Origin of the sequence: Streptomyces sp. NPDC007088 (assembly GCF_042869355.1) — a bacterium.
Lineage (GTDB): Bacteria > Actinomycetota > Actinomycetes > Streptomycetales > Streptomycetaceae > Streptomyces.
On the sequence record NZ_JBIAFO010000024.1, the window covers coordinates 36,419 to 63,113 of the forward strand.

Annotated in this window: 20 protein-coding genes; 9 read left to right on the top strand and 11 right to left on the bottom strand. The window is 72.5% G+C overall.

Going from position 1 to position 26,695, the window contains the following annotated elements; genetic code table 11:
* Positions 1 to 178 precede the first annotated feature (178 nt).
* Both paaK and paaI read right to left on the bottom strand, forming a co-directional pair.
* Positions 179 to 1,555, bottom strand: a complete 1,377-nt coding sequence (gene paaK / locus ACFYMP_RS27910; RefSeq protein WP_388862720.1) for a phenylacetate--CoA ligase PaaK — start codon at positions 1,553 to 1,555, stop codon at positions 179 to 181.
* On the bottom strand, positions 1,552 to 2,043 hold the full coding sequence (paaI, locus tag ACFYMP_RS27915; RefSeq protein ID WP_388862722.1) for a hydroxyphenylacetyl-CoA thioesterase PaaI: 492 nt from the start codon (positions 2,041 to 2,043) through the stop codon (positions 1,552 to 1,554). Before paaI ends, paaK begins: the two co-directional genes overlap by 4 nt.
* A 94-nt stretch (positions 2,044 to 2,137) precedes the next feature.
* Between paaI and paaN the strand changes: the two genes are divergently transcribed.
* The 8 genes from paaN to paaD all read left to right on the top strand — a co-directional run bounded on the left by paaN (position 2,138) and on the right by paaD (position 9,535).
* Entirely contained in the window at positions 2,138 to 3,856 is a 1,719-nt protein-coding gene (gene paaN, locus ACFYMP_RS27920; protein ID WP_388862724.1) for a phenylacetic acid degradation protein PaaN, read from the top strand.
* Positions 3,849 to 5,060, top strand: a complete 1,212-nt coding sequence (locus ACFYMP_RS27925; RefSeq protein ID WP_388862726.1) for a thiolase family protein — start codon at positions 3,849 to 3,851, stop codon at positions 5,058 to 5,060. The genes paaN and ACFYMP_RS27925 overlap by 8 nt, the downstream gene beginning before the upstream one ends.
* The gene (locus ACFYMP_RS27930; protein WP_388862728.1) at positions 5,057 to 5,872 is read left to right on the top strand and encodes an enoyl-CoA hydratase/isomerase family protein; all 816 of its coding nucleotides are present in this window, start codon (positions 5,057 to 5,059) and stop codon (positions 5,870 to 5,872) included. Before ACFYMP_RS27925 ends, ACFYMP_RS27930 begins: the two co-directional genes overlap by 4 nt.
* Positions 5,869 to 6,729 (top strand): 3-hydroxyacyl-CoA dehydrogenase family protein, encoded by an 861-nt coding sequence (locus ACFYMP_RS27935; protein WP_388862730.1) that lies wholly within the window; start codon positions 5,869 to 5,871, stop codon positions 6,727 to 6,729. Before ACFYMP_RS27930 ends, ACFYMP_RS27935 begins: the two co-directional genes overlap by 4 nt.
* Positions 6,730 to 6,784: 55 nt before the next feature.
* Entirely contained in the window at positions 6,785 to 7,768 is a 984-nt protein-coding gene (gene paaA / locus ACFYMP_RS27940; protein ID WP_388862732.1) for a 1,2-phenylacetyl-CoA epoxidase subunit PaaA, read from the top strand.
* Complete coding sequence (gene paaB / locus ACFYMP_RS27945; protein ID WP_388862734.1) at positions 7,765 to 8,073, top strand: 1,2-phenylacetyl-CoA epoxidase subunit PaaB; 309 nt, start codon at positions 7,765 to 7,767, stop codon at positions 8,071 to 8,073. The genes paaA and paaB overlap by 4 nt, the downstream gene beginning before the upstream one ends.
* 62 nt (positions 8,074 to 8,135) lie before the next feature.
* Positions 8,136 to 8,996: a 1,2-phenylacetyl-CoA epoxidase subunit PaaC gene (gene paaC, locus ACFYMP_RS27950; RefSeq protein WP_388862736.1), complete on the top strand. Its 861-nt coding sequence runs from the start codon at positions 8,136 to 8,138 to the stop codon at positions 8,994 to 8,996.
* Entirely contained in the window at positions 8,993 to 9,535 is a 543-nt protein-coding gene (gene paaD / locus ACFYMP_RS27955; RefSeq protein ID WP_388862738.1) for a 1,2-phenylacetyl-CoA epoxidase subunit PaaD, read from the top strand. The genes paaC and paaD overlap by 4 nt, the downstream gene beginning before the upstream one ends.
* A 78-nt stretch (positions 9,536 to 9,613) precedes the next feature.
* On the opposite strand, the gene ACFYMP_RS27960 is transcribed toward paaD, so the two are convergent.
* Positions 9,614 to 10,363 (bottom strand): SDR family oxidoreductase, encoded by a 750-nt coding sequence (locus ACFYMP_RS27960; protein ID WP_388862740.1) that lies wholly within the window; start codon positions 10,361 to 10,363, stop codon positions 9,614 to 9,616.
* Between the two features lie 324 nt (positions 10,364 to 10,687).
* Between ACFYMP_RS27960 and ACFYMP_RS27965 the strand changes: the two genes are divergently transcribed.
* Positions 10,688 to 11,260: a TetR/AcrR family transcriptional regulator gene (locus ACFYMP_RS27965; RefSeq protein ID WP_388862741.1), complete on the top strand. Its 573-nt coding sequence runs from the start codon at positions 10,688 to 10,690 to the stop codon at positions 11,258 to 11,260.
* 230 nt (positions 11,261 to 11,490) lie between these two features.
* Here ACFYMP_RS27965 and ACFYMP_RS27970 read toward each other — a convergent pair whose 3' ends face one another.
* The 8 genes from ACFYMP_RS27970 to ACFYMP_RS28005 form a co-directional block, all read right to left on the bottom strand.
* The gene (locus ACFYMP_RS27970) at positions 11,491 to 13,629 is read right to left on the bottom strand and encodes a phosphocholine-specific phospholipase C (protein WP_388862743.1); all 2,139 of its coding nucleotides are present in this window, start codon (positions 13,627 to 13,629) and stop codon (positions 11,491 to 11,493) included.
* 270 nt (positions 13,630 to 13,899) lie between these two features.
* Positions 13,900 to 16,992: an alpha-mannosidase gene (locus ACFYMP_RS27975; protein ID WP_388862745.1), complete on the bottom strand. Its 3,093-nt coding sequence runs from the start codon at positions 16,990 to 16,992 to the stop codon at positions 13,900 to 13,902.
* Positions 16,985 to 18,946 (bottom strand): DUF2264 domain-containing protein, encoded by a 1,962-nt coding sequence (locus ACFYMP_RS27980; protein ID WP_388862747.1) that lies wholly within the window; start codon positions 18,944 to 18,946, stop codon positions 16,985 to 16,987. Before ACFYMP_RS27980 ends, ACFYMP_RS27975 begins: the two co-directional genes overlap by 8 nt.
* Positions 18,946 to 20,571: an ABC transporter substrate-binding protein gene (locus tag ACFYMP_RS27985; RefSeq protein WP_388862749.1), complete on the bottom strand. Its 1,626-nt coding sequence runs from the start codon at positions 20,569 to 20,571 to the stop codon at positions 18,946 to 18,948. The genes ACFYMP_RS27980 and ACFYMP_RS27985 overlap by 1 nt, the downstream gene beginning before the upstream one ends.
* Before the next feature lie 5 nt (positions 20,572 to 20,576).
* On the bottom strand, positions 20,577 to 21,518 hold the full coding sequence (locus tag ACFYMP_RS27990; RefSeq protein WP_388862751.1) for a carbohydrate ABC transporter permease: 942 nt from the start codon (positions 21,516 to 21,518) through the stop codon (positions 20,577 to 20,579).
* Positions 21,515 to 22,492 carry an ABC transporter permease gene (locus tag ACFYMP_RS27995; RefSeq protein WP_388862753.1) on the bottom strand — a complete coding sequence of 326 codons (978 nt, stop codon included), beginning with the start codon at positions 22,490 to 22,492 and terminating at the stop codon, positions 21,515 to 21,517. The genes ACFYMP_RS27990 and ACFYMP_RS27995 overlap by 4 nt, the downstream gene beginning before the upstream one ends.
* Before the next feature lie 51 nt (positions 22,493 to 22,543).
* Complete coding sequence (locus ACFYMP_RS28000) at positions 22,544 to 22,738, bottom strand: hypothetical protein (protein ID WP_388862755.1); 195 nt, start codon at positions 22,736 to 22,738, stop codon at positions 22,544 to 22,546.
* 49 nt (positions 22,739 to 22,787) lie between these two features.
* Entirely contained in the window at positions 22,788 to 25,817 is a 3,030-nt protein-coding gene (locus ACFYMP_RS28005; RefSeq protein ID WP_388862757.1) for an alpha-mannosidase, read from the bottom strand.
* Between the last annotated feature and the right edge of the window lie 878 nt (positions 25,818 to 26,695).

Below are 26,695 nucleotides of genomic sequence, written 5' to 3' on the forward strand. Positions count from 1 at the left end.
GGAGTAAGACAGGTCACACCATAAAACCGTGAGCGCGGCCGTCCGGGTCGGTCACCCGGGGCCCGGCGGCCGTCCCGGTCAGTCACCGCGGGCCCGGCGGCCGTCCCGTCAGTCGCCTCGGGCCCGGCGGCCGTCCCGCAGCGCCGTCACGGCCGCCACGGGACGGCGCCGCAGCCGGTCAGTCCTTGTCGCGCGCGTCGATGACGCGGCGGATCTTGCCGACCGAGCGCTCCAGGGTGTCGGGGTCGACCACGTCGACGGCGACGCTGACGCCGATGACGTCCTTGACGCGCTTCGTCACGGCGGCGGCCGCGCTCTCGCGCGCCGGGGCGGAGGCGTCGTGGCGGGCCTCGACGCGGACCGTGAGGTGGTCCATGCGGCCCCGGCGGCTCAGTCTGACCTGGAAGTGCGGAGCGAGCGCGGGGGTCTGGAGGACGATCTCCTCGATCTGGCTCGGGAAGAGGTTGACCCCGCGCAGGATGATCATGTCGTCGCAGCGCCCGGTGATCTTCTCCATCCGGCGCATCCCGGGCCGCGCGGTGCCCGGCAGCAGCCGGGTCAGGTCGCGGGTGCGGTAGCGGATGACCGGCAGCGCCTCCTTGGTCAGCGAGGTGAAGACCAGTTCGCCCGGGGCGCCGTCGGGGAGCGCCTCGTCCGTGACCGGGTCGACGACCTCCGGCAGGAAGTGGTCCTCCCAGACATGCAGACCGTCCTTGGTCTCCACGCACTCCTGGGCGACGCCGGGCCCCATGACCTCGGAGAGGCCGTAGATGTCGACCGCGTGGATGTCCATGCGCTCCTCGATCTCGCGGCGCATCTCCTCCGTCCACGGCTCGGCCCCGAAGACGCCCACGCGCAGCGAGGTGGACCGGGGGTCCACACCCTGGCGCTCGAACTCGTCGAGCAGCGTCAGCAGGTAGGAGGGGGTGACCATGATGACGGCGGGCTCGAAGTCCTGGATGAGCTGCACCTGGCGGGCGGTCATGCCGCCGGAGGCCGGGATCACGGTACAGCCGGCCCGTTCGGCTCCGTAGTGCGCGCCGAGTCCGCCGGTGAACAGCCCGTAGCCGTAGGCGTTGTGGAGTTTGTCACCGGGCCGGGCCCCGGCAGCGCGCAGCGAGCGCGCGATGAGGTCGGCCCAGTTCGAGAGGTCCCGCTCGGTGTAGCCGACGACGGTGGGCCGGCCGGTGGTGCCGCTGGAGGCGTGGACGCGGCGGACCTCGCTCTGCGGGACCGCGAACATCCCGAAGGGGTAGGTGTCGCGCAGGTCGGCCTTGGTGGTGAAGGGGAACCTGGCGATGTCCGCGAGGGTCCGGCAGTCCTCGGGGCGCACGCCCGCCTCGTCGAACTTGCGGCGGTACAGCGGCACATTGGTGTAGGCGTGACGCAGGGTGTGCTGGAGCCGCTCCAGCTGGAGCGCCCGGATCTCCTCGCGGCTCATCCGCTCGGCCGTGTCGCGCAGCGCCTCGGGAAGCGGCTCCCCCAACCGCGGGGCCTTCCCGGTGGGCGGCTTGTCCGGCCAGGACTCCGTTGTGCCGGCCTCGGTGATCGTCATGCTGTTTCCTCCACGCCGCGGATCACGCGGCTACGGCCGCGGAATTCGACGACGATGCTGTGCTGGGGGTCGTCGCGCTCGATGCGCACGTCGTACAGACCGCTGCGGCCGAACCGGGCGCGTTCTGCCGCCTCGGCGACGAGGACGTCGCCCTCGAAGGCCGGGGCCAGGAAATCGATGTCGGCGCCCGCCCCCACGGTCACCGGACCGCGGCTGTTGCAGGCGAGGGCGAAGGCCGTGTCGGCGAGCGTGAACAGGAAACCGCCGTGGGCGACGCCGTGGCCGTTGACCATGGCGGCGGTCACCGTCATGCGGACCCGGGCGGCGCCGTCCCCCGAGGACAGCAGTTCCATTCCCAGCCCCTGGGAAGCGGCGTCCCTCGCCCACATGGCGCGCTCCGGACTCGGTCCGGACGCCGCTGCGGCGCCCGGGTCCCCCGCCTTCCCATGGTGCGCTTCGACCGGCTTCGTGTCACTGCCACGTCCCATGTGGCGCTCACCACCCTTGCTGCCCGACCGAACATTCGGTTAGCTTTCGACCGGGTCAGTAATTCAGCATCCGAACAGCCTGTCAAGGGGTCCCATGTCTTCTTCCGCCACGGCCAGGACCGATTTCTTCGCACGTCACGAGGTGCTGCTGCGCCGGGCGGCCGACGCCGTGACGGAGCGCGGCTACTTCTCGGCCTACCCGGAGTCGCCCAGCAAGTCGGTCTACGGCGAGGAGGCGCCCGCGGCGGGCGAGGCGGCCTTCCGCGCCCGCCTGGACAAGCCCTTCGATCTGCCCGGCCACCCGGGCGAGGCCGGGGCGGTGGGCGCCGAGGTCTCCCCGTACGGGCTGAAGCTCGGCATCACCTACCCGCGGGTGGACCCGGCCGAGGCCGTGGCCGTCGCCAGGACGGCGGGCCGCGCGTGGCGGCGCGCCACGCCCGACGAGCGGGCCGGGGTCGCCGCCGAGATCCTCGCGCGGCTCAACGCGGCGAGCTTCGAGATGGCGCACGCCGTGCACCACACGACCGGCCAGCCCTTCGTCATGGCCTTCCAGGCCGGCGGCGCCAACGCGCAGGACCGGGGCCTGGAGGCCGTGGCCTACGCGTGGGCCGCGCAGAAGCGGCACCCGGCGACCGCCTCCTGGGTCAAGCCGCAGCGCAAGGGCGAGCCGATCGCCCTCGACAAGACCTTCACCCCGGTCGGCCGGGGCGTCTCGGTGCTCGTCGCCTGCAACACCTTCCCCACCTGGAACGGCTATCCGGGCCTGTTCGCGAGCCTGGTCACCGGCAACCCGGTGATCGTCAAGCCGCACGCGAACGCCGTGCTCCCGCTCGCGCTCAGCGTCCGCCTCGCCCGGGACGTGCTGGCCGAGGCGGGCTTCGACCCGAACGTCGTACTGCTGGCGGCGGAGGCGGCCGACGGCCGTTCGGCCCAGCCGCTCGCCACCCATCCGGACGTGCGGATCGTGGACTTCACCGGTTCGACGCGCTTTGGCGACTGGCTGGAGGACAACGCCCGGCAGGCCGCGGTGCACACCGAGAAGGCCGGTCTCAACACCGTCGTCCTCGACTCCACCGACGACTACAAGGGCCTGCTGCGCAATCTGGCGTTCTCGCTGTCGCTCTACAGCGGCCAGATGTGCACGACCCCGCAGAACCTGTACGTGCCCCGCTCGGGTCTGCGCGGCGACCAGGGCGTCAAGACCCCCGCCGAGTTCGCCGCCGACCTCTCCGGCGCCCTCGACAAGCTGCTCGGCGACCCGCAGCGGGCCGCCGGCACCCTGGGCGCCCTCGCGACCGGCGCCGTCCTGGACCGCGTCGAGAAGGCCCGTACGGTCGGCAGCGTCCGGTACGGGGGCAGGCCGGTCGAGCACCCCGAGTACCCGCAGGCCGTCCTGCGCACCCCGCTGGTCGCGGTACTGGACGCGACCGAGGACGCCGAGGTGTACCGGGCCGAGTGGTTCGGTCCCGTCTCCTTCGTGATCGCGACCGACTCCACCGAGCACTCCCTCGACCTGCTGCGCGAGACGATCGGACGGTTCGGCGCGCTGACCGCGACCGTGCACTCCACTGAGGAGCCGGTCCTGGAGGCGGCGCGCGAGGCGGCCCTGGACGCGGGCGTGCACCTCGCGGAGAACTTCACCGGGCAGGTCTTCGTGAACCAGTCCGCGGCCTTCAGCGACTTCCACGGCTCGCAGGCCAACCCGGCCGCCTCGGCGACCCTGACCGATCCGGCGTTCGTGACGGGCCGGTTCGCGGTACTGCAGTCCCGGCGTCCCGCCACCCCCGCGGACGAGGAGGGCGGCCGTGCCTGACGAGGTCTACCTGATCGACGGCGCCCGCACCCCGCAGGGCCGCTACGGCGGCGCGCTGGCCGCGGTGCGCCCCGACGACCTCGCCGCCCTCGTGGTCGGCGAGGCCGTGCGGCGCGCCGGGGTGCCCGGTGAGGCGATCGACGAGGTGATCCTCGGCGCCGCCAACCAGGCCGGTGAGGACAACCGCGACGTCGCCCGCATGGCCGTCCTGCTCGCGGGGCTGCCGCACACCGTCCCCGGCTACACCGTGAACCGGTTGTGCGCCTCCGGACTCACCGCCGTGGCCTCCGCCGCGCAGGCGATCCGGGCCGGGGAGGCGCGCGTCGCGGTGGCGGGCGGCGTCGAGTCGATGACCCGAGCCCCCTGGGTCATGGCGAAGCCGGGCACCCCGTGGGCGAAGCCGGGCGAGGTCTTCGACACCTCGCTGGGCTGGCGCTTCACCAACCCGCGCTTCGCCGCCGCCGACCGCGCCGCGGGCCCCGGCGGGCCGCGCCGCACGCTGAGCATGGGCGAGACCGCCGAGGAGGTCGCCGCGCTCGACGGGACCACCCGTGAGCGGTCCGACGCGTTCGCGCTGCGCAGCCACGAACGGGCGCTGGCCGCGCAGGAGGCGGGCCGTTTCGACCGCGAGATCGTGCCCGTCCCCGTCAAGGACGGCGAGGTCACCCGGGACGAGGGTCCGCGCGCCGGCTCTTCGATGGAGAAGCTCGGCAAGCTGCGTACGGTCTTCCGGGACGGCGGCGTCGTGACCGCGGGCTCCTCCTCGCCGCTCTCGGACGGCGCCTCGGCGCTGGTCGTGGCGAGCGCGGCGGCCGTCGAACAGTACGGGCTGACGCCGCGTGCCCGGATCGTGGCCTCCGCCTCGGCCGGTGTGGAGCCGCACCTCATGGGCCTCGGCCCGGTGCCGGCGACGCTCAAGGCCCTGGACCGGGCCGGCTGGTCCGTCGACAGCCTCGACGCCGTCGAACTCAACGAGGCCTTCGCCGCTCAGGCCATCGGCGTGATCGACCGGCTGGGGCTGGACGAGGCCGAGGTCAACGCGGACGGCGGGGCCATCGCCCTGGGCCATCCGCTGGGCTCCTCCGGCTCCCGCGTCCTGCTGACCCTGCTGGGCCGCCTGGAACGCGAGGACGCCCGGCGCGGTCTCGCGACCCTGTGCGTCGGCGTCGGCCAGGGCGTGGCGCTGCTCGTGGAGCGGGTGTGAGTACCGATCGCGCGGGACTGCCCGCGTTCGAGACCCTGCGCGTCGAGACCGGCGAGGACCGGGTGGTCGTCACCCTGGACCGCCCCGAGGCGCGCAACGCGATCAGCGCCCTGATGATCCGCGAACTGCACACGGTGTGCGAGCTGCTGGAGCGCGAGCCCAGGATGCTGCTGCTGACCGGCGCGGGCGGCGCCTTCGCGGGCGGCGCCGACATCGCGGAGCTGCTGGAGCGCGGCCGGGACCAGGCGCTCCAGGGCGTGAACAGCCGGCTGTTCGAGCGGGTGCGGAGGCTGCCGATGCCGACCCTCGCCGCCGTGGACGGCTGGGCCCTGGGCGGCGGCGCGGAGCTGAGCTACGCGTGCGACCTGCGGATCGCGGGGCCGAAGGCCGTCTTCGGCAACCCGGAGCCGGGCCTGGGCATCCTCGCGGCGGCCGGCGCCTGCTGGCGGCTGCCCGAGCTGGTCGGCGAGTCCGTCGCCAAGCAGGTCCTGCTCGCGGGACGCACGCTGGACGCGGCGTCGGCGCTCGGCTGCGGACTGGTGATGGACGTCGTGGCGGCCGAGGAGCTGCTGCCGGCCGCGCACGCCGTACTGGACCGGATGGCGAAGTCCTCCCCGACGGCGCTGCGGCTGACCAAGCTGGTCGTGGACTCCCCCGGGGCGCACCCGGTCGCGGACGACCTCGCGCAGGCCGTCCTGTTCGAGGGGCAGGACAAAAGGGACCGCATGACGGGATTCCTGGACAGGAAGCGCGAGAGGGACACCGGCAGCGGGCACAAGTCGGGTAGCAAACGGACGGAGGTCCAGGCATGAGCGCGGAAGTACCGCGGTACGCCGCGGTGATCGGTGGCGGCCGGATGGGTGCGGGCATCGCCCAGTCCTTCGCGACCGCCGGAGCCCGGGTCACCGTGGTGGAGCAGGACAAGGACGCGGCCGCGAGGGTGCGGGAGCGGATCGCGGGTTCGCTGGAGCGTGCCGGGGGGCGCGGGCTGCTGCCCGCCGGGCCCGCCGAGATCCTCGGGCGCCTGTCCTTCGTGGGCGAGGTCGCACGGCTGCCGGAGGGGGTCGAGCTGGTCGTCGAGGCCGTGCCGGAGATCGCGGGGCTCAAGGCGGAGCTGCTCGCGGCGGCCGAGGGGGCCGTCGGCGCGGACACCGTGCTCGCGACCAACACGAGTTCCCTCTCGGTGACGGAGCTTTCGGCGGCGCTGACGCGGCCCGGCCGCTTCCTCGGGATGCACTTCTTCAACCCGGTTCCCGCCTCGTCCCTGGTCGAGCTGGTCGTCGCGGCCGGTACGGAGCGGTGGGCCGTGGACCGGGCGCTCGCCTGGACCGCGGGCCTCGGCAAGAAGGACGTCGTGGTCAAGGACTCCCCCGGCTTCGCGAGCAGCCGCCTCGGGGTGGCTCTGGGCCTGGAGGCGATCCGGATGGTCGAGGAGGGCGTCGCCGAGCCCGAGGCCATCGACGACGCGATGTCGCTGGGCTACAAGCACCCGATGGGGCCGCTGCGCCTGACCGACCTCGTCGGCCTGGACGTACGGCTCGCGATCGCCGAGTACCTGCACAGCACCCTCGGTGAGCGTTTCGCGCCGCCGCGCCTGCTGCGCGAGAAGGTGGCCCGCGGCGAGCTGGGCCGCTCCAGCGGACAGGGCTTCTACCGATGGGAGAGCTGATCCCCGTGACCGTCACCCCGCACAGGCACGAGATCCCGCGAAAGGACGTGAGGGCATGAGCGACACCGCTGAGGTCACCCCGCTCGACGGGGCCGAGGACCGGCTCCAGGAGCACTTCGACGCGACCATCGCCCGGGACCAGCGGGTGGAGCCGCGCGACTGGATGCCCGAGGGATACCGCAGGACGCTGGTGCGGCAGATCGCCCAGCACGCGCACTCCGAGATCATCGGGATGCAGCCGGAGGGCGACTGGATCACCCGCGCCCCCTCGCTGCGGCGCAAGTCGATCCTGTTCGCGAAGGTCCAGGACGAGGCCGGGCACGGCCTCTACCTGTACAGCGCGGCGGAGACGCTGGGCGCGGACCGCGCCGAGCTGACCGAGATGCTGATCAGCGGACGGCAGAAGTACTCCTCGATCTTCAACTATCCGACTCCGACCTTCGCCGACGTGGGCGTCATCGGATGGTTCGTGGACGGCGCCGCCATCTGCAATCAGGTGCCGCTGTGCCGCACCAGCTACGGGCCGTACGCGCGGGCCATGATCCGGGTGTGCAAGGAGGAGTCCTTCCACCAGCGCCAGGGCTACGAACTGCTCATGACGATGATGCGGGGCACCGAGGCCCAGCGGCGGATGGTGCAGGAGGCCGTGGACCGCTGGTGGTGGCCCTCGCTGATGATGTTCGGGCCGCCGGACGGCGACTCCCCGAACTCGGAGCGGTCGATGGCCTGGAAGATCAAGCGGCACTCCAACGACGAACTGCGCCGCCGCTTCGTCGACATGACGGTGCCGCAGGCCCGGCACCTGGGCGTGACGCTGCCCGACCCGGAGCTGAAGTGGAACGAGGAGGAGGGGCGCCACGACTTCGGGACCCCCGACTACGCGGAGCTGACGCGGGTCATCAAGGGCGACGGCCCCTGCAACGAGGAACGGGTGGAGCGGCGCAGGGCCGCCCACGAGGACGGCGCCTGGGTGCGCGAGGCGGCCGCGGCGCACGCCGCGAAGCACTCGGGCAGTGAGCGGACGGAGATCGCGGCATGAGCGCGGACCAGAACCAGTCGGTGCGGGACTCCTGGCCGCTGTACGAGATCTTCGTACGCGGCAAGCGGGGCCTCAACCACGTACACGTCGGTTCGCTGCGCGCGGCCGACGACCGGATGGCCCTGACCAACGCGCGGGACCTGTACACGCGCCGCAACGAGGGGGTGTCGATCTGGGCGGTGCGCAGTGACGACATCGCCGCCTCGGCCCCGGACGAGAAGGACCCCTTCTTCGCGCCGAGCGGCGACAAGGTGTACCGGCACCCGACGTTCTACGAGATCCCCGCCGACGTCCCGCACATCTGAACCCCTCCGGGTTCTCGCGTACACATCGCATCCTTATCCGTACATCTAGGAGCAGTGGTCACATGAGTGACGATCACCTGAATCTGTCGCTGGCCGACTCCTCGGCGGACGGCGACGCGCGCTGGGCCTTCGGCACGGGCTTCGAGGACCCGCTGCACGGGGTGGAGACGGGCCTTCCGGCGGGGGTCGACACACCGGCGCTCACCGCGCTGTGCCTGGCGCTCGCGGACGACGCGCTGGTGAGCGCGCAGCGGCTCGCGCAGTGGGTGACCGCCGCGCCCGAGCTGGAGATCGAGCTCGCCCTCGCCAACATCGGCCTCGACCTGCTCGGTCAGGCCCGGTTGCTGTACGCGCGGGTCGGCCAGGTCGACGGCACGGGCCGGGACGAGGACCACTACGCCTACTTCCGGGACGCCGCCGAGTTCCGCAACATCCGCCTCGCCGAACTGCCCAACGGCGACTTCGCGTTCTCCGTGGCGCGGCTGCTCGCGGTGTCCGCGTGGCGGCTGGCCCTCTTCCAGCGGCTCACCTCGGCACCCGACCCGGTGCTCGCGGCGATCGCCGCGAAGGGCGTCAAGGAGCTGGCCTACCACCGGCAGTTCGCCGCCGACTGGGCGGTGCGCCTGGGCGACGGCACCGACCAGTCGCGCCGCCGGATGACGGCGGCGGTCGCCGAGGTCACGCCCTGGCTCGGGGAACTGGCCGAGGACACCTCGGCCGCCCCGCTCGGTGTCGACGCCGGTGAGGTCGCGGCCGAGTCCCGCGACGTGTGGGAACAGGTCCTCACGGCCGCCGGCCTGACGGTGCCCGCCGCGGCCCCGGTGCCCGGCAGCGGCAGGTCGGGCGCGCGTACGGAGCACCTGGAGCCGCTGCTCGCGGAGCTTCAGGTCGTCGCCCGCGCCCACCCGGGGGCGACGTGGTGACCGGGGCGGCGGGCGCGCCGCCCCGGGTGCCCGCGGACCTCGCCGGCGCCTGGGAGGCCGCGGCGCGGGTCCAGGACCCGGAGCTGCCGATGCTGACCCTCGCCGACCTCGGCGTCCTGCGGGGCGTGGCCCGCGACGAGGACGGCACCCTCGTGGTGTCGCTGACCCCGACGTACTCGGGCTGCCCCGCGATGGCCGAGATGCGCGCCTCGACGGTACGGGCGCTGCGGGAGGCGGGGTACGGCGAGGCGCGGGTGCGGACCGTGCTCGACCCGCCGTGGACCACCGACTGGATCACCGAGAAGGGCAGGGCGGCGCTCGCGGAACACCAGATCGTCCCGCCGGGCCCGGCCCCCCGCCACCGCTCGGGCCCGGTACCCCTGAGCCTGTCCCCCACCCGCCACCGCGCTCAGGTCCGGTGCCCGCGGTGCGGGGCGGGTGACACCGAGGAACTCTCCCGCTTCTCGGCGACCTCCTGCCGCGCCCTGCACCGGTGCCGCTCCTGCGCGGAGCCTTTCGAGCACTTCAAGGAGATCTGAGACACGGCAGCCGCCGCCTCCCCGACCCGCTGAGCGGGTCGGGGAGGCGGCGGCGCGTCTGTGGCGGGGCGGCAGGCGCTACGGCCGCTGTAGGCCGTTGATGATGCCGAAGACCTTCTCGTAGTCGCCGCGCCGCTCGGCGTAGCGCTGGAGTCCGACCTGCTCGACGAGGATCTCGTGGGCGTCGGGTTCACCCTCCAGCAGTTCGACGACGTGGTCGGCGAAGTCGTCGAGGGGGATGGCGCGCGGGTTGCGGGCGGTGTCGGCGAGGCCGGTGGCGACCACCGGCGGGACGAGCTCGATGACCTGTACGGACGTGTCCGCGTACTGGACACGGACGGCTTCGCTGAGCGCGTGGATCGCGGCCTTCGTCGCCGAGTAGGTGGCGGTGCGTGCCAGCGGCACGAAGGCGAGCCCGGAGGAGACGTTGATGATCGTCGCGCTGGGTTGGCTCTGCAACTGTTCGGTGAAGGCGGCGATGAGCCGGATGGGGCCGAGAAGGTTGACGTTAACGGTGTCCTCGGCGACCGAGAGGAAGTCCTCGGCCTTGTGCCAGTCCTCGGGGACCATGATCCCGGCCATGTTGACGAGGCCGTTGAGGTCCGGGTACTCGGCGATCACCCGGGCGGCGGCCTCGGTGACGCTGTTCGGGTCGGCCGTGTCGATACGTACGGTGCCGAAACCCTGCTCGCGTAGTTCGTCGAGGATCTCGGTGCGGCGCCCCCCGATGATGACCGTGTTGCCGCGGCTCTTGAAGCGCTGGGCGAGGGCGAGACCGATGCCGCTGGTCGCACCGGGGATGAAGAGGGTGTTTCCGCTGATTCTCATGGCGTCCTTCAGCTGAGTGCAAGGGTGAGAAGCCGCTCGAAGCCCATGTGGCGCATGGCTCTGCGGATGGGTGACGTGACCGAGTGAGGGGATGTCGTCCACGCCGGGGCGGGTGAAGTCCACCACCGTGCGGAACGGGCGCGTCCCGTACGGCAGCGCGAGGACGCGGGCGGTCGCGACCGCGACCGGGCCGGGGGGCGACGCCCCGGGGAAGGGACCGTTGGTCGCCTCCAGAGCTCGCCCGCACAGCGAGCGTCTTGATGACAGGGACTGCAATCACAGTACGACGTGACTACAGTCAATGCAATCGCTATCGTGGCCCCCATGCCGAGATGGGAGCCGAACGCCGCCGAGCGCCTGCACGACGCCGCCCTCGGCCTGTTCACGGCGCAGGGCTACGACCAGACGACGGTCGCGCAGATCGCCGCACATGCCGGTCTGACGGAGCGCACCTTCTTCAACCACTTCTCCAGTAAGCGCGAAGTCCTCTTCGGCCGTACCTCCGAGATCCAAAAGCGAGTCCTGGTCCGCGAGGTGCGCGCGTGCCCCGCCGGGCTGCGGCCGATCGAGATGGTGGTACGGGCACTGCGCGCCACCGCCGACGAGGTGCTGGAGGACTTCCGCGTGCCGGCCGCGCCACGGCGGACGATCATCGATGCCACTCCCGAACTCCAGGAACGCGAGGAAGCCAAACGCGCGGCGCTTACCGCCGCGACAGCCGAGGCGCTGCGTGAACGCGGACTCGACGGGGAGACCGCCCTGCTGGCAGCGGGTGCGGGGCTGCTCATCCAGCAGGCGGCCGAGCAACGGTGGATTCAGCCGGGGGAACGGCGGCCTCTACGCGACCTGATCACGGAAGCGCTCACCTCACTCCGGCTCGTAACGGAGCCGGAGTGAGGTGCCCGCGCTGACGGCGGTTCCGCTGGAACTCCGCACCGTACTGGGCACCCTCACCGAAGGAGCCGACGGTCTGGGAGACGATGACGCCGGGTCCGGCCAGCAGACGCCACGGCGCGCGGAAGCGGCCGGCCAGGGCGCGGCCGGCGTTCCAGTGCGGTGGGACGGCCTCGCGCGGCGGCCTCGCGGGGCTCGGCGTGGTCCGGTGAGCCCCGCGAGGGCGTCTGGGCTCAGACCACGGAGCCCGTGCGGCTCACGGCACCCGTCTCGATGTGGCCGGCGAAGCGCTGGGAGAAGGCGGCGTCGCCGGCCACGGTGACCGTGAAGTCGTACCAGCCGTCCGCGTAGGCGACCTGCTGGAAGTAGTCCGAGACGCTCTGCCCCGACGCGACCTCGTACGTCCACGTACCGGTGCGGTAGTGCGTCGAGGTCACCGTGAAGGTGAGCGCGCGCCCCGGGTCGTCGTTGGTCAGCGTGAGCCACAGGGCCGGCTTGCCGTCGTACGGGTCGAAGTGGCTGCGGACGCGTGCGAAGCGCCCGGCGCCCGCGCCCGTGTCGCCCCGGAAGCGGCGCAGGAAGCGGTTCGGCCCGGTCACCGACAGGTCGTAGCGCCCGCCGCCGTAACCGGCCCCGATGTTGAAGAAGTCGCTCGTGGCGGCGTCGGGGCCGACCGTGTACTGCCAGGGGCCGCCGCCGCGGTAGCCGTTGGCGTACGCCGCGAGGTGCGCGGCCGACGTGGCCTGCGCGCCCTTGTTCTCCAGGCTGACCCAGATCTTCTGCGTACCGCTGGGGCTGCCGCCCTCGTAGCGGTCGAGGTAGGCGTTGACCTGATAGGGCAGCGCGCAGGCGGGTTTGTTGCCGCTCTCCTGGACCGGCAGGGTGCCGGTGCCGGACGGGGCGCTGGGCGCGCTCGTGACCGTGCACGCGCTCGTGTCCATCACGGGCTGGCCCGCCGGGGTCACCGCCGGCAGCGCGGGGAGCGGGCCGAAGACGGGGTTGTCGAAGTCGAAGGCCGAGGTGAGGTCGCCGCACACCGCGCGCCGCCACGGGCTGATGTTCGGGCAGCCCACCCCGGTCCACTTCTCCAGGAAGCGCAGTACCGACGTGTGGTCGAAGACCTGCGAGTTGACCCGGCCGGTGCGCGTCCACGGCGAGGCGATGATCATCGGTACGCGGAAGCCGAGGCCGACCGGGGCCCCGCCGGAGTACTCGGCCTGGTCGCCGGTGTCGGCGGGCACGGGGGGCGGCACATGGTCGAAGAAGCCGTCGTTCTCGTCGTAGGTGAGGATGAAGACCGTCGAGTCGAGCGTCTTCTGGTCGCCGGCGAGCGCTTCGAGCACCCGCTTGGTGACCGTCGCCCCCTTGCCCGGACTCGCGTTCGGGTGCTCGGAGTTGGCGTAGTCGGTGACGATCCACGAGACCCGCGGCAGCGTCCCCGCGCGGACGTCGGCGCGGAGCGCGGCGACAAGCGCGTCCGCCACGTCCCCGCCGTCGTAGGGGACCCCCGCCACGCCCCGCTGCCACAGCGTCGCGTCGCCCTTGCCGTCCTGTGCGGCGTCCTTCGTCAGGAAGGGCTTGAAGTACTCCAGGGCGTTGTCCCCGTAGTTGCGGGCCGCGTCCCGGTCGTAGACCTGATAGACCTTCCAGCTCACCCCGGCGCCCTGGAGCGCCTCGGCGTAGGTCTGCCAGTTCTGTTCCTTGCGGCGGAAGTCACCACCGTTGGTGTTGGCCTGGTTGGCGCCCGCGAGACCGACGCCGGTCGAACCCGACCACAGGTAGTTGCGGTTGGGGCCGGTACCGGTGAGCGAGGAGCAGTGGTAGGCGTCGCAGACCGTGTACGCGTCGGCGAGCGCGTACGTGTAGGGGAGATCGGCGCGGGTGTGGTAGCCCATCGTCATTCCCGTACCGCTCTTGGCCGCGTACCAGTTGTTCATCCGGCCGCCGTTCCAGGCGTTGTGCTGGTCGCTCCAGCTGTGGCCGCCGCCGTCCACCTTGCACTGCGCGCTGCGCCAGCCGCCGCTGCCCGCGCTGAGCTGCCAGGGGAAGAGCGAACCGCCGCCGCGCGGCTGCTGGAAGACGGACCGGCCGGAGGGGCCCGAGGTGGTGCCGGGCAGGTCGACGGCGGTGTGGTCGCCGAAGCCGCGTACGCCCTTCAGCATCCCGAAGTAGTGGTCGAAGCTGCGGTTCTCCTGCATGAGGATCACGACGTGCCGCACCGGTGCGAGCCGCGGATCGGTGGCGACCGTCACCGGCTCGGCGGCGGGCGCGGGCCCCGCGCCCGTCGCGGCCCGTGCGGCGCCGCCGGCCATGGCGGCGGCCACGGCCGTCGCGGAGACGAGGAACGTTCTGCGTGAGGGGGTGTGAGCCATGGGGGGTCGCTTCCTGATCCGCGCGGACGTGAGGACACCGAACATCGCCGTCCCCGGTGACAGCGCCGCCAACACCACGCGAACGACCGTCGAACGTCCGCCGGTCGTGGTGAAGGCGGCACTGCAGCCTCCCAGTGCCGAGGTGCGGAGACAAGAGCGGGTGCCGGGACCGCGGGGTGGGTGGCGGCGGTCCGCTGAGCCACGGCCGCCACCCCGCACCGGGTGGTGGGCCTCGCGGCGCTCACCCTCCTCGGCGTGCCTTTGCCCGCTTCAGTGCGGCGCGGGGCGCAGCCGCAGGGTGCGGATCTGGAAGGGACGGAACCTGAGGTCCACGCCACCGTCCCGGGACGGTTCCAGGTCTGCGAGAGGCTGCTCCAGCAGGTCGCAGTCGAAGGCGGCGGCGAGGGGGAAGCCCGCGGCCAGGCGCGCGCGGACCGCTCCGCCGCAGGCTTCGTACAGCCGCACCACGACATCGCCGCCGCGGTCGTCGGCGAGTTTCACCGACTCCACCACGATGTCGGTGGTGTCGAGGGCGACCAGGGCGGCGGCCTCGACGCGGGCCGGTCGCAGCGGCAGGTTCAGCGCGTAGCCGGAGGCGACGGCCTCCTCGACGCCGGCGCCGGGACGCAGCGCGTAACGGAAGCGGTGTCGCCCGCGGTCGGCCCGCGGGTCCGGACTGTGCGGGGCGCGGAGCAGGGAGAGCCGTACCGTGGTGGTCGTGCCGCCGTCCTCACGGGTGTCGCGGCGGACGTCGTGGCCGTACGTGGAGTCGGTGATCAGGGCCGCGCCCCAGCGCCGCTCCCCCACGTGCACCCAGCGGTGCGCCCACAGTTCGAAGCGGGCCGCCTCCCAGCTGGTGTTCTCGTGTGTGGGCCGCTGCACATGGCCGAACTGGATCTCGGCGCTCTCCCGTTCCGCGTGCACGTCCAGCGGCCAGGCCGCCTTCAGGACGGTGTCGCGCTCCTGCCAGTCGATGTCGTTGCGGACGGTGATCTGGGCGCCCTCGGCGGCGAGTTCGATGTGCTGGACGAAGCGCGAGGCGCCGTGCGCGTGTTCGACCCGCACGGACGCCAGGAGGGGCCCCTCGTCCACGAGCGTCACGGACTCGGCCTGGTCGAGGTCGTGGACGGTGTCACGGTAGTAGGAGTCGATGTTCCACGCGGACCACAGGTTCGGGTCGTCCGGGTGCAGTTGGAGCAGGTTGCCCGCGGTGCCGGGGGCGATGGCCTCGCGGTCCGCGGCGTGGTCGTGGACCGAGGTGAGCAGACCCCGGCGGTCCACGACGACGGAGAGCAGGCCGTTGTCGAGCCTGAAGCCGCCGTCCTCGGCGGTGGCGGTGACCGGCCGGCGGGGCGTGTCCACGGTGCCGCCGGAGGCGAGCGCGCCGACGTCGGCGAGCAGGGCCATGTCCCCGTTCGACAGCCGCTGGCCGCCCTCGAACCCGGTGCCGCCTCCCGCGAGGACGGCGACCTCGCGGCGCGCGTACGGGCCGGCGTTGAGGAGGGCGGGGGCGCCGGGCAGCCGGCTCGCGGCGTCGGCGATCAGCGTCTCCAGCTCCTCGCGGATCTCGGTGTACTCGCGCTCGGCCTGCTGGTGCACCCAGGCGATGGAGGAGCCGGGCAGGATGTCGTGGAACTGGTTGAGCAGCACCTTCCGCCAGGCCGTCTCCAGGCGTTCGTAGGGGTACGGTGCCCCGGCCCGCACCGCGGCGGTGGCGGCCCACAGCTCGGCCTCGCGCAGCAGGGCCTCGCTGCGGCGGTTGCCGCGCTTGGTGCGGGCCTGGCTGGTGTAGGTACCGCGGTGGTTCTCCAGGTACAGCTCGCCGCGCCACACCGGGAGTTCGGAGCGCTCGGCGCGGGCTTTCGCGAAGAACGTGTCGGGGTCCTCCACGAGGACCTTCGGTGAGCCCTCCAGGTCGCGCAGCCGGCGGGCCTTCTCCAGCATGGTGCGGCTGGGGCCGCCCCCGCCGTCGCCGTACCCGAAGGGCACGAGGGAGCGGGTGGCCACGCCCTTGTCCCTGAAGTTGCGCTCGGCGTGCGCGAGTTCGGCGGCGGTGAGCGAGGCGTTGTAGCTGTCGACGGGCGGGAAGTGGGTGAAGACGCGGGTGCCGTCGATGCCTTCCCAGTGGAAGGTGTGGTGCGGCAGCTGGTTGGTCTCGTTCCAGGAGAGTTTCTGGGTGAGGAACCACTCCGCCCCGGCCAGCCGGGCGAGCTGCGGATAGGCGGCGGTGTAGCCGAAGGAGTCGGGCAGCCACACGCCCTTCTGCTGGATGCCGAACTCCTCGGCGAAGAAGCGGCGCCCGTAGACGAGTTGACGGGCCAGGGCCTCCCCGCCGGGGAGGTTGCCGTCGGCCTCGACCCACATGCCGCCGACCGGTGCCCAGGTGCCCTTCTCGACCGCCTCCCGGATACGGGCGAAGATCTCGGGCCGCTGTTCCTTCATCCACGCGTACTGCTGGGCGGAGGAGCAGGCGAAGACCAGCTCCGGGTACTCCTCGGCCAGGGTGGTCATGTTGGTGAAGGTGCGCGCGCACTTGCGTACCGTCTCGCGCACGGGCCACAGCCAGGCCGAGTCGATGTGGGCGTGGCCGACGGCGGCGAGGGTGTGCGCGGAGGCGTGCGCGGGCCGGGCGAGCATGTCGGCCAGACGGTCGCGGGCGGCGGCCGCGCTGCCCGCGACGTCGGCCGGGTCGACGGCGTCCGCGGCGCGGCGCAGGGCGTGCAGGATCTCGTGGCGCCGGGTGGAGCCGAGCGGCAGTTCCCGCATCAGCTCGTCGAGGACCTCAAGGTCGTGGACGAGGTGCCACACGTCGTTCTCGCGCACCGCGATCTCGGCCTGCCTGAGGGCGTAGAGGTGGCCGGTTCCCGCGGTGTGCGGCGAGCCGTGGTGGGTGTGCAGGCCGGCGCTGCCGACGATGGGCGGGTTGGCGGCCAGTTCGACGAGCAGGTCGATCTCGGCGCCGCCGGTCGCGGACTGGGCCAGCAGCACGCTGCGGTGGTACGGGTGGAGGCCCTGGAGCGGTACGCCCCGCGCGTCGTGGACCAGTCCCTCCGCCTGGCCGCCGGGGCCCTTGGTGAGGTCGAAGCCCAGGTCGAAGACGGCCTCGACGCGCCGGCCCTGCCAGGTGTCGGGGATCTTCGCCTTCGCCCGCAGCCAGGTCGTCGCCCAGGGGCCGCCCCAGGTGGCGCCGTGGGTGAAGGGCTGGTAGTCGGCGGCGAGGGCGGCGGCCACGGGGACCGGTTCGCCCTCGACGTACCAGGCGCTGAGGTCGAAGGGGACCGCGGCGCTGTAGAGGGCGGGGCGGACGACCCGGTCGAGCAGTTTACGGATCCGGTCCTCGATGATCCGGCGGTCGTCATGCACGGGCGGGGTCCTTCCAGGGGGTGTACGCGGCCGGGTCGGGGGCGGGCAGCCGGAGGGTGTCGACCGTGCCGTCCGGCCAGGTCACGTCGGCGAGCAGAGTGGTGCCCCGGGCGCGGGTGGTGACGGAGGGCGGGGCGGCGGGGGCGGTGGCGCCGAGGTGGACCAGCGCGATGTGCAAGGTCGCGTGGGCGACGGGGCCTTCGGTCTCCACGACGGGCGTGCCGGAGGCGGGGCCGAGGGCGTTGCTGTCGGTTGCGGGCACCACGGAGGCGTTCGGGAGCCCCCGCACCCCGACGACGGAGGAGAGGAGACCGTCTGCGCCCTCGACCCGGGCGGTGCGGGTGTCGGCCGGCGCACGGTCGACGGCCAGCGCCCAGCCGCCGACGCGCAGGACGTGGCCGGGTCCGGGGTCGCCGTCGACGCGTACGGCCCGGACCTCGACCGAGCCGCGCAGCGCGGAGCCGACGGTGATCCAGGGCCCGAGGGCGTACGCCGTGTCCGGGCCGCCGAAGACGTCCCAGGTGGCGTCCCGCGGCCAGTGCGCGCGCGAGCGCGAGACGGCTGTGGCGCCGTTGAGTGAGATCCTCGTGGCCGGGCGCCGGTGCGAGGCGCGTCCGGCCGCGTCGAGCAGTACGACGGCGTTGTCGAGCGGGTCGGCGCCCGCGCTGCCTCCCGGGAGGGTGGGGTCGCCGGGTGTCTCCGGCGCGGTGTGCGTGGAGTAGGCGAAGCGCGCGTAACCGGGGTCGTCGGCGTGCGGACGGGCCGGGTCGCTGTGGTCGCCGCCGTGGTGGACGACGCGTACGACCCCGTCCGACGCCGTGCCGGAGACGAGCCAGCCCGGCGAGGTCAACGTGGCGTGGAAGTCGCCCTGTTCGACGGCGAGCGGGGTTTCCTCCTCGGTCCACACGGGATGTCCGGGCGGCAGGACGAGGCCGATGAAGCCCTTGGCGGCCCAGTACGGGGAGGCGGGTCCGGAGTAGCCCTGGAGGACGCCGCGGAAGGGCCGGTGCCAGCCGAGGGTGAGCAGTCCCTCCGTGTCGACCGCTCCGTGCCCGGTGAAGTGGTCGAGCACGCGGGTGGCGATCGCCCGGGTCTCCCCCGGCGGGAGGGGGGTGGCGTCGAAGAGCGCGCCGGTCCATATCGGGGCGAGCGCGGCGTGCCGGTAGGTGAGCGAGCGGCCCTGGATCAGCGGCGAGCCGTTGCCGCCGATCAGCAGCCGCTGGTCCCGCAGGAAGCGGTGCAGCCTTCGCCGGTAGCGGTCGAGCAGTCCGTCGGGTGCCGCGTCGCCGAGAATGCGGCAGAACCACAGCGGGTACAGGTGCATCGCCCAGCCGTTGTAGTGGTCGAAGTTGCGGTGCCCGGCGCCGGTGAGGCCGTCGGAGTACCAGCCCTCGCCCGCGTACCAGCCGTCGGTGAGGGCGATGGTGCGGTCGAGGTCCTGTTGCAGCCACTCGCCTCCGGCGGTGCGGGCGAACGCCTCGGTGACCGCCTGGAACCAGATCCAGTTGTTGCCGGGCATGAGGTTGCCGACCATGGGGGCCAGCCAGTCCAGCACCCGTTGCCGGACGCGTGCGGAGAGCCGGTCCCAGATCCACGGCCGGGTCTCGTGCAGCGCGAGGGCGATCGAGGCGGCCTCCACCTTGGCCTGGTTGCACTCGGCGAAGGTCGGCCAGCGTCGCGGGTTCTTCGGGTCGGTGCCGGCGGCCAGGCCGGCGGCGTACCACCCGGCGAGGTCGTGGGGGTCGGCGCCCGCGGCCCCCGCCAGCCGGAAGCCGGCCAGCAGGAACGTGCGGGCGAAGCCCTCCAGGCCGTCGCTGTGCGCGCCGTTGTGGCTCGGCACACCGGGCAGGTGGATGAGTCCGTGGTCCTCGGTGGCGTGGGGGCGTACGGCGAGCAGCATGCGGTCGGCGGTGCGCTCCCAGTGGGCGCGGGACTGGGCGGGGGTGCGGGGCATCAGTGGCGGATCTCCCATGCCTGTTCGTACTCGGACCGGATCTTGTCGCCGGCTTTCCCGCGCCAGTCGCGCATCGCGTCGTCCCACTCCTTCAGGGGGACGCGGCCCTGCATGATGCCCTTGCGGGTGTCGTCCAGGGTTTTCTGCAGCAGCGCGGACATCTTGGCGTTGGTCGGCGAGTACAGGGCCTCGGTCGGGTCGGGGAGCAGCACTTTGTTGGCCTCGGACTGGAAGGCGTACTGCGTGTGGACGATCTCCGGTTTGCGCGGGTAGTACAGCGTGAAGGGGGCGTCCGTGGCGAAGATCGTCGGCAGCGTGACCTCGGCCGTGCCCTTGGGGGTGAGGATCGGGTCGGTGCCCTTGACGGTGTGGTCCGGGCCCCGGACGCCGTACTTGCGCAGCAGGTAGCCGTCCGTGCCGAAGGGGGAGGCGAGGGCGTTCATCGCGCGCAGGATCTGTTTGATCCGCGCCTTGGGCGCCTTCTTGACGATGAGGACGCCGTAGTAGGACTGGCCCTGCCACTGCACGCCCTCGCCGCCGTCCCAGCCCGGTGGGAGCAGGTAGCCGAGGTCGAATCCCTTCGTGGCCGCGCCGTAGGTGGTGTAGTAGTCGTTCCACGCGGCCGCGCCGTCGGGATTGATGACGATCTGCCCGTTGCCGAACCAGTCCTTGACCTTGCCGGTGACGCTGTAGGCGTCCGGGTGCATCACCCCGTCCTTCGTCATCCGGCGGACCGTGTCCAGGGCCTGCTTGCACTCCTCGGTCTCGAACCACCAGATGAACCTGCCCCGGTCCTCGCGCCACCGGTTGGGGCCGTGCAGCATCTGCATGACCGTGTCGAACGCGGTGATCGGGTCGCCCATCGCGTACTGGTTGCGCCTGCGGTCCGTGACGTCCTTGCACAACTGGAGGAATTCCGCCCCGCTCCTCGGCCTCGGGTCCAGGTGCCGCTGGTTGATCAGGTCGAGCCGGGTGAAGACCGGTCCGCCGGAGACCGGGCGGGGCATCGGGATTCCGTAGATCCCGCCGTTGAGCACGCAGGGCGCCCACGAGGCGGAGGGGATGGTGGCGAGGTAGGGGTAGTCGCGGACGTTGTCACCCGACAGGTGCGGGGTGAGGTCCTCGAAGAGGGCGTCCAGCATGCCGGGGGTGGCCGCGGAGTTGTTGCTCGGCGGCAGCATGAGCATCGCGTCGGGCAGATCGCCGCCCGCGAGGGTCACGGCGAACTTGTCCGGGTAGTCGGCGACCGGCGTGATCTCGAATTCGAGATCACAGCCGACGGACCGGTTGAGCGCCTGCCACATGACGTTCTTGCCCACCGGTGGTGGCACCGGGTTGAAGATCAGCGTCATGATCTTGATGGCGGGTCCCTTGGCGGGCGGGCCGTCGGGCAGCGCCTCGACCGGGTGCGACGGATAGTGCCGGTAGCCGGCGGAGACGCCGCTCGCGGTGGCGGGCATCGACGTCGGCACCCCCTTGTACGGGATGTACTGGGGCAGCGGGGCGGCGGCGTTGGCCGCCCTGGCCGAGACCGGCTGGTAGTCGCCGCAGCCGGCCAGGGCCAGGCCGGCGGTGGCACCGGCGGCCGAGGCGAGGAAGCCGCGGCGGCTCATCGAAGGCTTCATCACAGTCATCCCTTCACCGCTCCGACCATCACGCCCTTGTTCATGTGCCGCTGCAGGAAGGGGTAGACGATCACGATCGGCACGACGGACAGTACGAGGATCGCCGCCTGCAACGACTGGGTCGGCGGCAGCGGCGTGCCGGCCGCGACGTCGACCTGGCCGCCGCTCAGGGCGGCGTTGTTGACGACGTAGGTGCGCAACACCATCTGTAGGGGCCACTTGGCGGCGTCATTGATGTACAGCAGGGCGTTGAAGAACGCGTTCCAGTACGTCACCGCGTAGAACAGGCCGACGACCGCGACCGACGCCTTGGACAGCGGCAGCACGATGCGGGTGAGGATCCTCAGCTCCGAGGCGCCGTCGATGCGTGCCGAGTCGATGAGCTCCTTGGGGATGCCCATGAAGAAGGAGCGCAGCACGATCACGTTGAACGCGTTGAGCATGCTCGGCAGGATCAGCGACCAGTAACTGTTGATCAGGCCGAGCTGCTTGACCATCAGGTAGCTGGGGATGACGCCCGGCACGAACAGCATCGACATCAGCAGCAGCATCAGTACGGGCTTGTGCCCGAAGGAGCCGGGCCGGCTGAGCCCGTAGGCCAGCGAGACGGAACTGAGCAGGGACAGGGAGGTGCCGACGACGGTGACCCCGACGCTGACCACCATGGCCTTGGACACGAGGCCGCCCGAGAGCAGTGCCGTGTAGGCGCCGAGGCCCGGGTGGTCGGGCCACAGGACGTAGCCGCCGGTCCTGGTGACCTGCGCCGTGTCGGCGACCGAGGTCGAGACGATCGCGAGGAAGGGCAGGAGGACCAGGACCACGCAGGCCAGCAGGATCAGCGACTTCAGGGCGCGCCAGGGGGGCGAGCCGGGGGTCTCCCCGGGGATGGCGCTGGGGGCCCCGCGCGGCCTGCGGCGTACGGGGTGGCTGGGCGACAGCGTGGTCATGACTTGTAGACACCTTCCTCACCGAAGAGGTGTGCGATCTTGTTGGCGCCCAGGACGAGCACGACGCCGATGAGGCCCTTGACCAGTCCGACCGCGGCGCTCACGCCCCAGTCCCCGCCGACCAGGCCGTGGTTGTAGACGTACGTGTCCAGCACTTCGCTGTTCTCCAGGCCGATGCCGTTCTGCTGGAGCAGGATCTGTTCGAAGCCGACGGACAGGGCGTCTCCGAGGCGCAGGATGAGCAGCAGGACCACCAGGCCGCGCAGGGCGGGCAGGGTGACGTGCCAGGTCTGCCGCAGGCGGCTGGCGCCGTCCATGGCGGACGCCTCGTAGAGGTTGTTGTCGACGCGGGAGAGGGCGGCCAGGAAGAGGATCGTGCCCCAGCCGGTGTCCTTCCAGATGACCTGGGAGGTGAGCAGCGTCTTGAACAGTTCGGGGTTGCCGATGATGTTCCAGGTGCCCATGTCGTGGGCCTGGAGGAACAGGTTGAGCATGCCCGCGTTGCCCAGCATCTGCTGGAAGAGGGCGACGACGACGACCCAGGAGAGGAAGTGCGGCAGGTACAGCACGTTCTGCACCCACCTCTTCACGCGCTCGCCGACCAGGCTGTTCAGCGCGAGCGCGAGGAGGATGGGCGCAGGGAAGACGAACACGACCTGGATCACCGTCAGTTGCAGCGTGTTGACGAGTGCGCGCAGGAACTGGTCGTCCCCGTTGAAGAGGACGTCGAAGTTGTCGAGGCCCACCCACGGGCTGTGCGTGATCCCGACGTACGGCTGGTAGTCCTGGAACGCCATGACGTTGCCGAGCAGCGGGAGGTAGTGGAACAGCAGCAGTACGACGAGCCCCGGGACGAGGAACCAGAACAGGGTCATATCGCGCCGGCCCGCCCGGCGTGTGCGCCGCGGCGGGTTCTTGTCCGCCCCGCCGCCCTCCTCGGCCGGCGGGGCGGCCGGTTGTTCGAGTGTGGTCATGGGTGAAGCCCTTTCCTCGTCGAAAGACGGCGCTGACGTCCAGCGGGGTCACTACGGTCTGCGGTGGATGTCCCCCCGGGGGGCGGGCCCGCTCAGGCCGGCCTCGGGGCGGCGGCGGGGCGTATCGACGCGGACGCGCCGCGCGTCGGGCGGACGCGTCTTCTCGACCGTCGCGTACGGGGGGCGGGGCGGCGCCGCGCGGCCGGTGTCGGCGCCGGCCGCCGACGACACCGTGCCCCCGCTCATCGAGTGGTTCCTCCCTCCGTGCGGTACGGCCGTGCCGGTGGGTCGGTGGTCAGTGGCGCGGCAGGCGCACCGTGACCATCTGGAAGGGGCGCAGGGTGAGGGCGAAGCCTCCGTCGGCCGGCGCCAGGCACCCGGCGCCGGCCGACGGGCGCTCCAGGAGGTCCGTGGCCACCGCGCGGTCGGCGGCGTAGCCGTCGACGCGGACGGTGGCGCGGGCGCGTCCGCCGTGGGCCTCGTAGAGGCGGACGATCAGGTCGCCGCTGCGGTCGTCGGCGAGTTTCACGGCGCTCACCACGACGGCGTCCTCGTCCACGGACACCAGCGGCGCCACCTCGGCGGCGGCGCCGCTGACCCGGCGCTCCGGCAGGTTGGCCCGGTGGCCCTCGCGGACCGCGTCGCCGATCGTGGCGCCCGGCACCAGCGCGTGGTGGAAGCGGTGGACGCCCTGGTCCGTCTCCGGGTCCGGATAGCGGGGGGCGCGCAGCAGCGAGGCCCGTACCGTCGTCGTGGTGCCCGCGTCCGCGCCGGTCCGTACCGCGCGGGTGACGTCGTGGCCGTACGTGGCGTCATTGACGATCGCGACGCCCCAGCCCGGCTCGTCGAGGTGCACGAAGCGGTGGTTGCACGCCTCGAACTTGGCCCACTCCCAGCTCGTGTTCTGGTGGGTGGGCCGGTAGACGTGCCCGAACTGCGTCTCGGACGCGTACCGGTCGGCCTTCACATCCAGCGGGAAGGCCAGCTTCAGGAACTTCTCGCGTTCGTGCCAGTCCACCTCGGTCCCGATGTCGAGGCGCCCCGCGTCGTTCGGTACGGACAGCGTCTGGGTGACCCGGGAGTCGCCGAAGGACCGCACGATCCGCACCGAGGTGCCCTCGACGCCCAGCGCGGTCACCTCGGTGAGGTCGCTGCCGGTGTCGCGGTAGAAGGCGTCGACGTCCCAGGCGTCCCACTGGTTGGGGAAGTCGGGGTGGAGCTGCAACAGGTTCGCCGGCTGTCCGGGCGCGATCGCCTCCCGGCCGGCGGTCCGGTCGTAGGCGGAGACCACCAGGCCGCGTCCGTCGATCTCGACCCGGAGCAGGCCGTTGTCGAGGACGTAGCCGCCGCCGTCGCGCGGGAGGGGGGCCGCCCCGCCGGAAAGGGAGCCCTCGGCGGCCGAGGCGCCGCCGGCCGGCACCCCGCGACGGGTGTGCGGGGCCGAGTTGAAGACCAGCTCCCGCCTGCCCTCGCCGGCGAGGGCACGCTGCGCCGCGTCGATGAGCGCGTTCAGCTCCCCGGCCAGCCGCGCGTACGTCTCCCGCGCCTCGCGGTGCACCCAGGCGATGGAGGAGCCGGGCAGGATGTCGTGGAACTGGTGCAGGAGCACCGTCTTCCAGATCCGGTCGAGTTGCTCGTAGGGGTACGCGAAGCCGGTGCGTGTCGCGGCGGTGGCGGCCCACAGTTCGGCCTCCGTCAGCAGCGACTCGCTGCGGCGGTTGCCCTTCTTCGTCTGTGCCTGGCTCGTGAGCGTGGCGCGGTGCAGCTCCAGGTAGAGCTCACCGGTCCACACCGGCGGCTCGGGGTATTCGGCCTCGGCCTTGGCGAAGAAGTCGGCGGGCGCCTCCCACCGGACCGTGGGCGCGCCCTCCAGGCTGCGCAGCCGCGCCGCCTTCTCGACCATCTCGCGCGTGGTGCCTCCACCGCCGTCGCCGTAGCCGACGGGTGCCAGTGAGTGGGAGGCGACGCCCTTTTCCTTGAAGTTGCGTGCCGCGTGGGCGAGTTGGGCGCCCGTCATCTCGCAGTTGTAGGAGTCGACCGGCGGGAAGTGTGTGAAGATCCGTGTGCCGTCGATGCCCTCCCAGTGGAAGGTGTGGTGGGGGAAGGAGTTGGTTTTGCTCCAGGAGATCTTCTGGGTGAGCAGCCGGGTGGCGCCGGCCGCCTTGATGATCTGCGGCAGGCCGGCGGCGAAGCCGAAGGTGTCCGGCAGCCAGGCCTCGGTGTTGTCGATGCCGAACTCGTCGAGGAAGAAGCGTTTTCCGTGCACGAACTGCCGGGCCATCGCCTCCGAGCCCGGCATGTTGGTGTCGGACTCGACCCACATGCCGCCGACCGGCACGAACCGGCCCCCGGCGACCGCTTCCTTGACCTTGGCGTACACCTCGGGCCGGTGTTCCTTGATCCACGCGAACTGCTGGGCCTGTGACATCGCGAAGACGAAGCCGGGCTGCTCCTCAAGGAGCCGGGTCATGTTCGACGCGGTACGGGCGACCTTGCGGACCGTCTCGCGCAGCGGCCACAGCCACGCGGAGTCGATGTGGGCGTGGCCGACGGCGCTGACGCGGTGCGCGGCCCGGGTGGCGGGGGCGGCGAGCACGTCGGCCAGTTCGTCCCGCGCGGCCTGGGCGGTGCCGTTCACCTCCTGGAGGTCGACGGCGTCCAGTGCCCGTCCGACCGCGCGCAGGATCTCCCAGCGGCGGGCGGTGTCGACGGGCAGTTCCGCCATCAGTTCGCCGAGCACCTCCAGGTCCATGATCAGGCCCCACACCGTCTCGTCGAAGACGGCCAGGCGCAGTTCGCCGAGCACGTACTGCGGCGCCTCGCCCGCGGTCTCCCGGTCGCCCATCCGTGTCGGCCGGAACGGCACTCCGCCCGCTTCGAGATCGGGGTTGGAGGCGGCCTCGATACGCCAGTGGACCCGCTCGCCGCCCGCGACGGGGGCGCCGACGCGCAGGTGGTTGTTGCGTGGGTGCAGCCCCTTGACCGGGGTGCCGTCGGGCTCGTGGACGAGGCCCTCGCACTGGAAGCCGGGGTGGCGCGGGGTGAAGCCGAGGTCGAGTACGGCCTCGACGGTGCGGCCCGCCCATTCCTCGGGCACCGTGCCGGTGACCTTGAACCAGCTCGTCCCCCACGGGGTGCCCCAGGGGGTCCCAGCGGCGATGGGACGGGTCGGCGCGAGCAGCCCCTCGGCCACGGGGACGGGCTCGCCGGTGGTGGACCAGATCTCCACCGCCAAGGGTGTGGTGACGGGGTGGAGAGCGGGCCGGATGCGTTCCCGCAGGACACGTTCGAGGCGGGCTTCGACCAGATGACGGTCGTCGTGCATGAGTTGTCTCCTGTGGGAGGTGCGGATCAGCGAAGGGCCGGGACGGGCCGCTCACCGCTACGGACGGCACTGAGGGACCGGCCCCGTCCGGCGGCGTCCCCGAGCCCGCGCACGGTGTCGGGCACGGGGGTGGCGCGCTCGTCAGGGGTGTGGTGCCGGCGCCCTGCGGGCACGGCCCCGGCCGGGCCGAACCGGCCGGTGTCGCGGGCCGCCCGCGGGTGGCCCGCCGAGGCCGACGGGGTCTTCCGGGCGCCGCTCCGGTGCGTCCCGGCCCCGTGGCCGGGGCCGTCCGGTCCGAGCGCGGCCGGCGGAGCGCCCGCGCGGTGCGTCTGGGTTCCCGGTGGCCGTACGGCGCGTACGCCGGCGTTCGTGAGGCGGGTCGGCGGGGTGGCGCCGACACCGTCGGCGTACTCCCGAACGCCGGTCGCCTGGGCGCCGGTTCCCCCCGGGAGGGCACGTGCGGCGCGCGGGCCGTGGTTCGCCCTTCCGGCGCGCGGGCCTCGGTTCGCCGCCGGCCTGCCGTGCGGCCGGGAGGAGGCCCCGGTCACCTCGGACACCGGCCCCGGCGGGTGGACCGGGGCGCCAGACGCGTGCTTGCGGCGGGGACCGTGCGCGCTCCTGCCGCGAGCGCCGTGCTCGCTCACGTCGCGAAGCCACCCGCCGGGTCGGTGTGGGGGGAGCCGGGAGCGACTGCCGCTCTCGCCGGGCGCCGTGGTGGCGAGGACGAGGAGCGGTCCACCGGGCCGGGGCGGACGGGCGGAGGAGCCGGCACAGGTCCTGGCAGCCGCCGGATCGCGGTGGTCATGAGGATGGCACTCTCCCATCGGCGCCGCGCGAACGCGGCGTTCGGGGTGGCGTGGCCTGCCCAACCGGTGTGT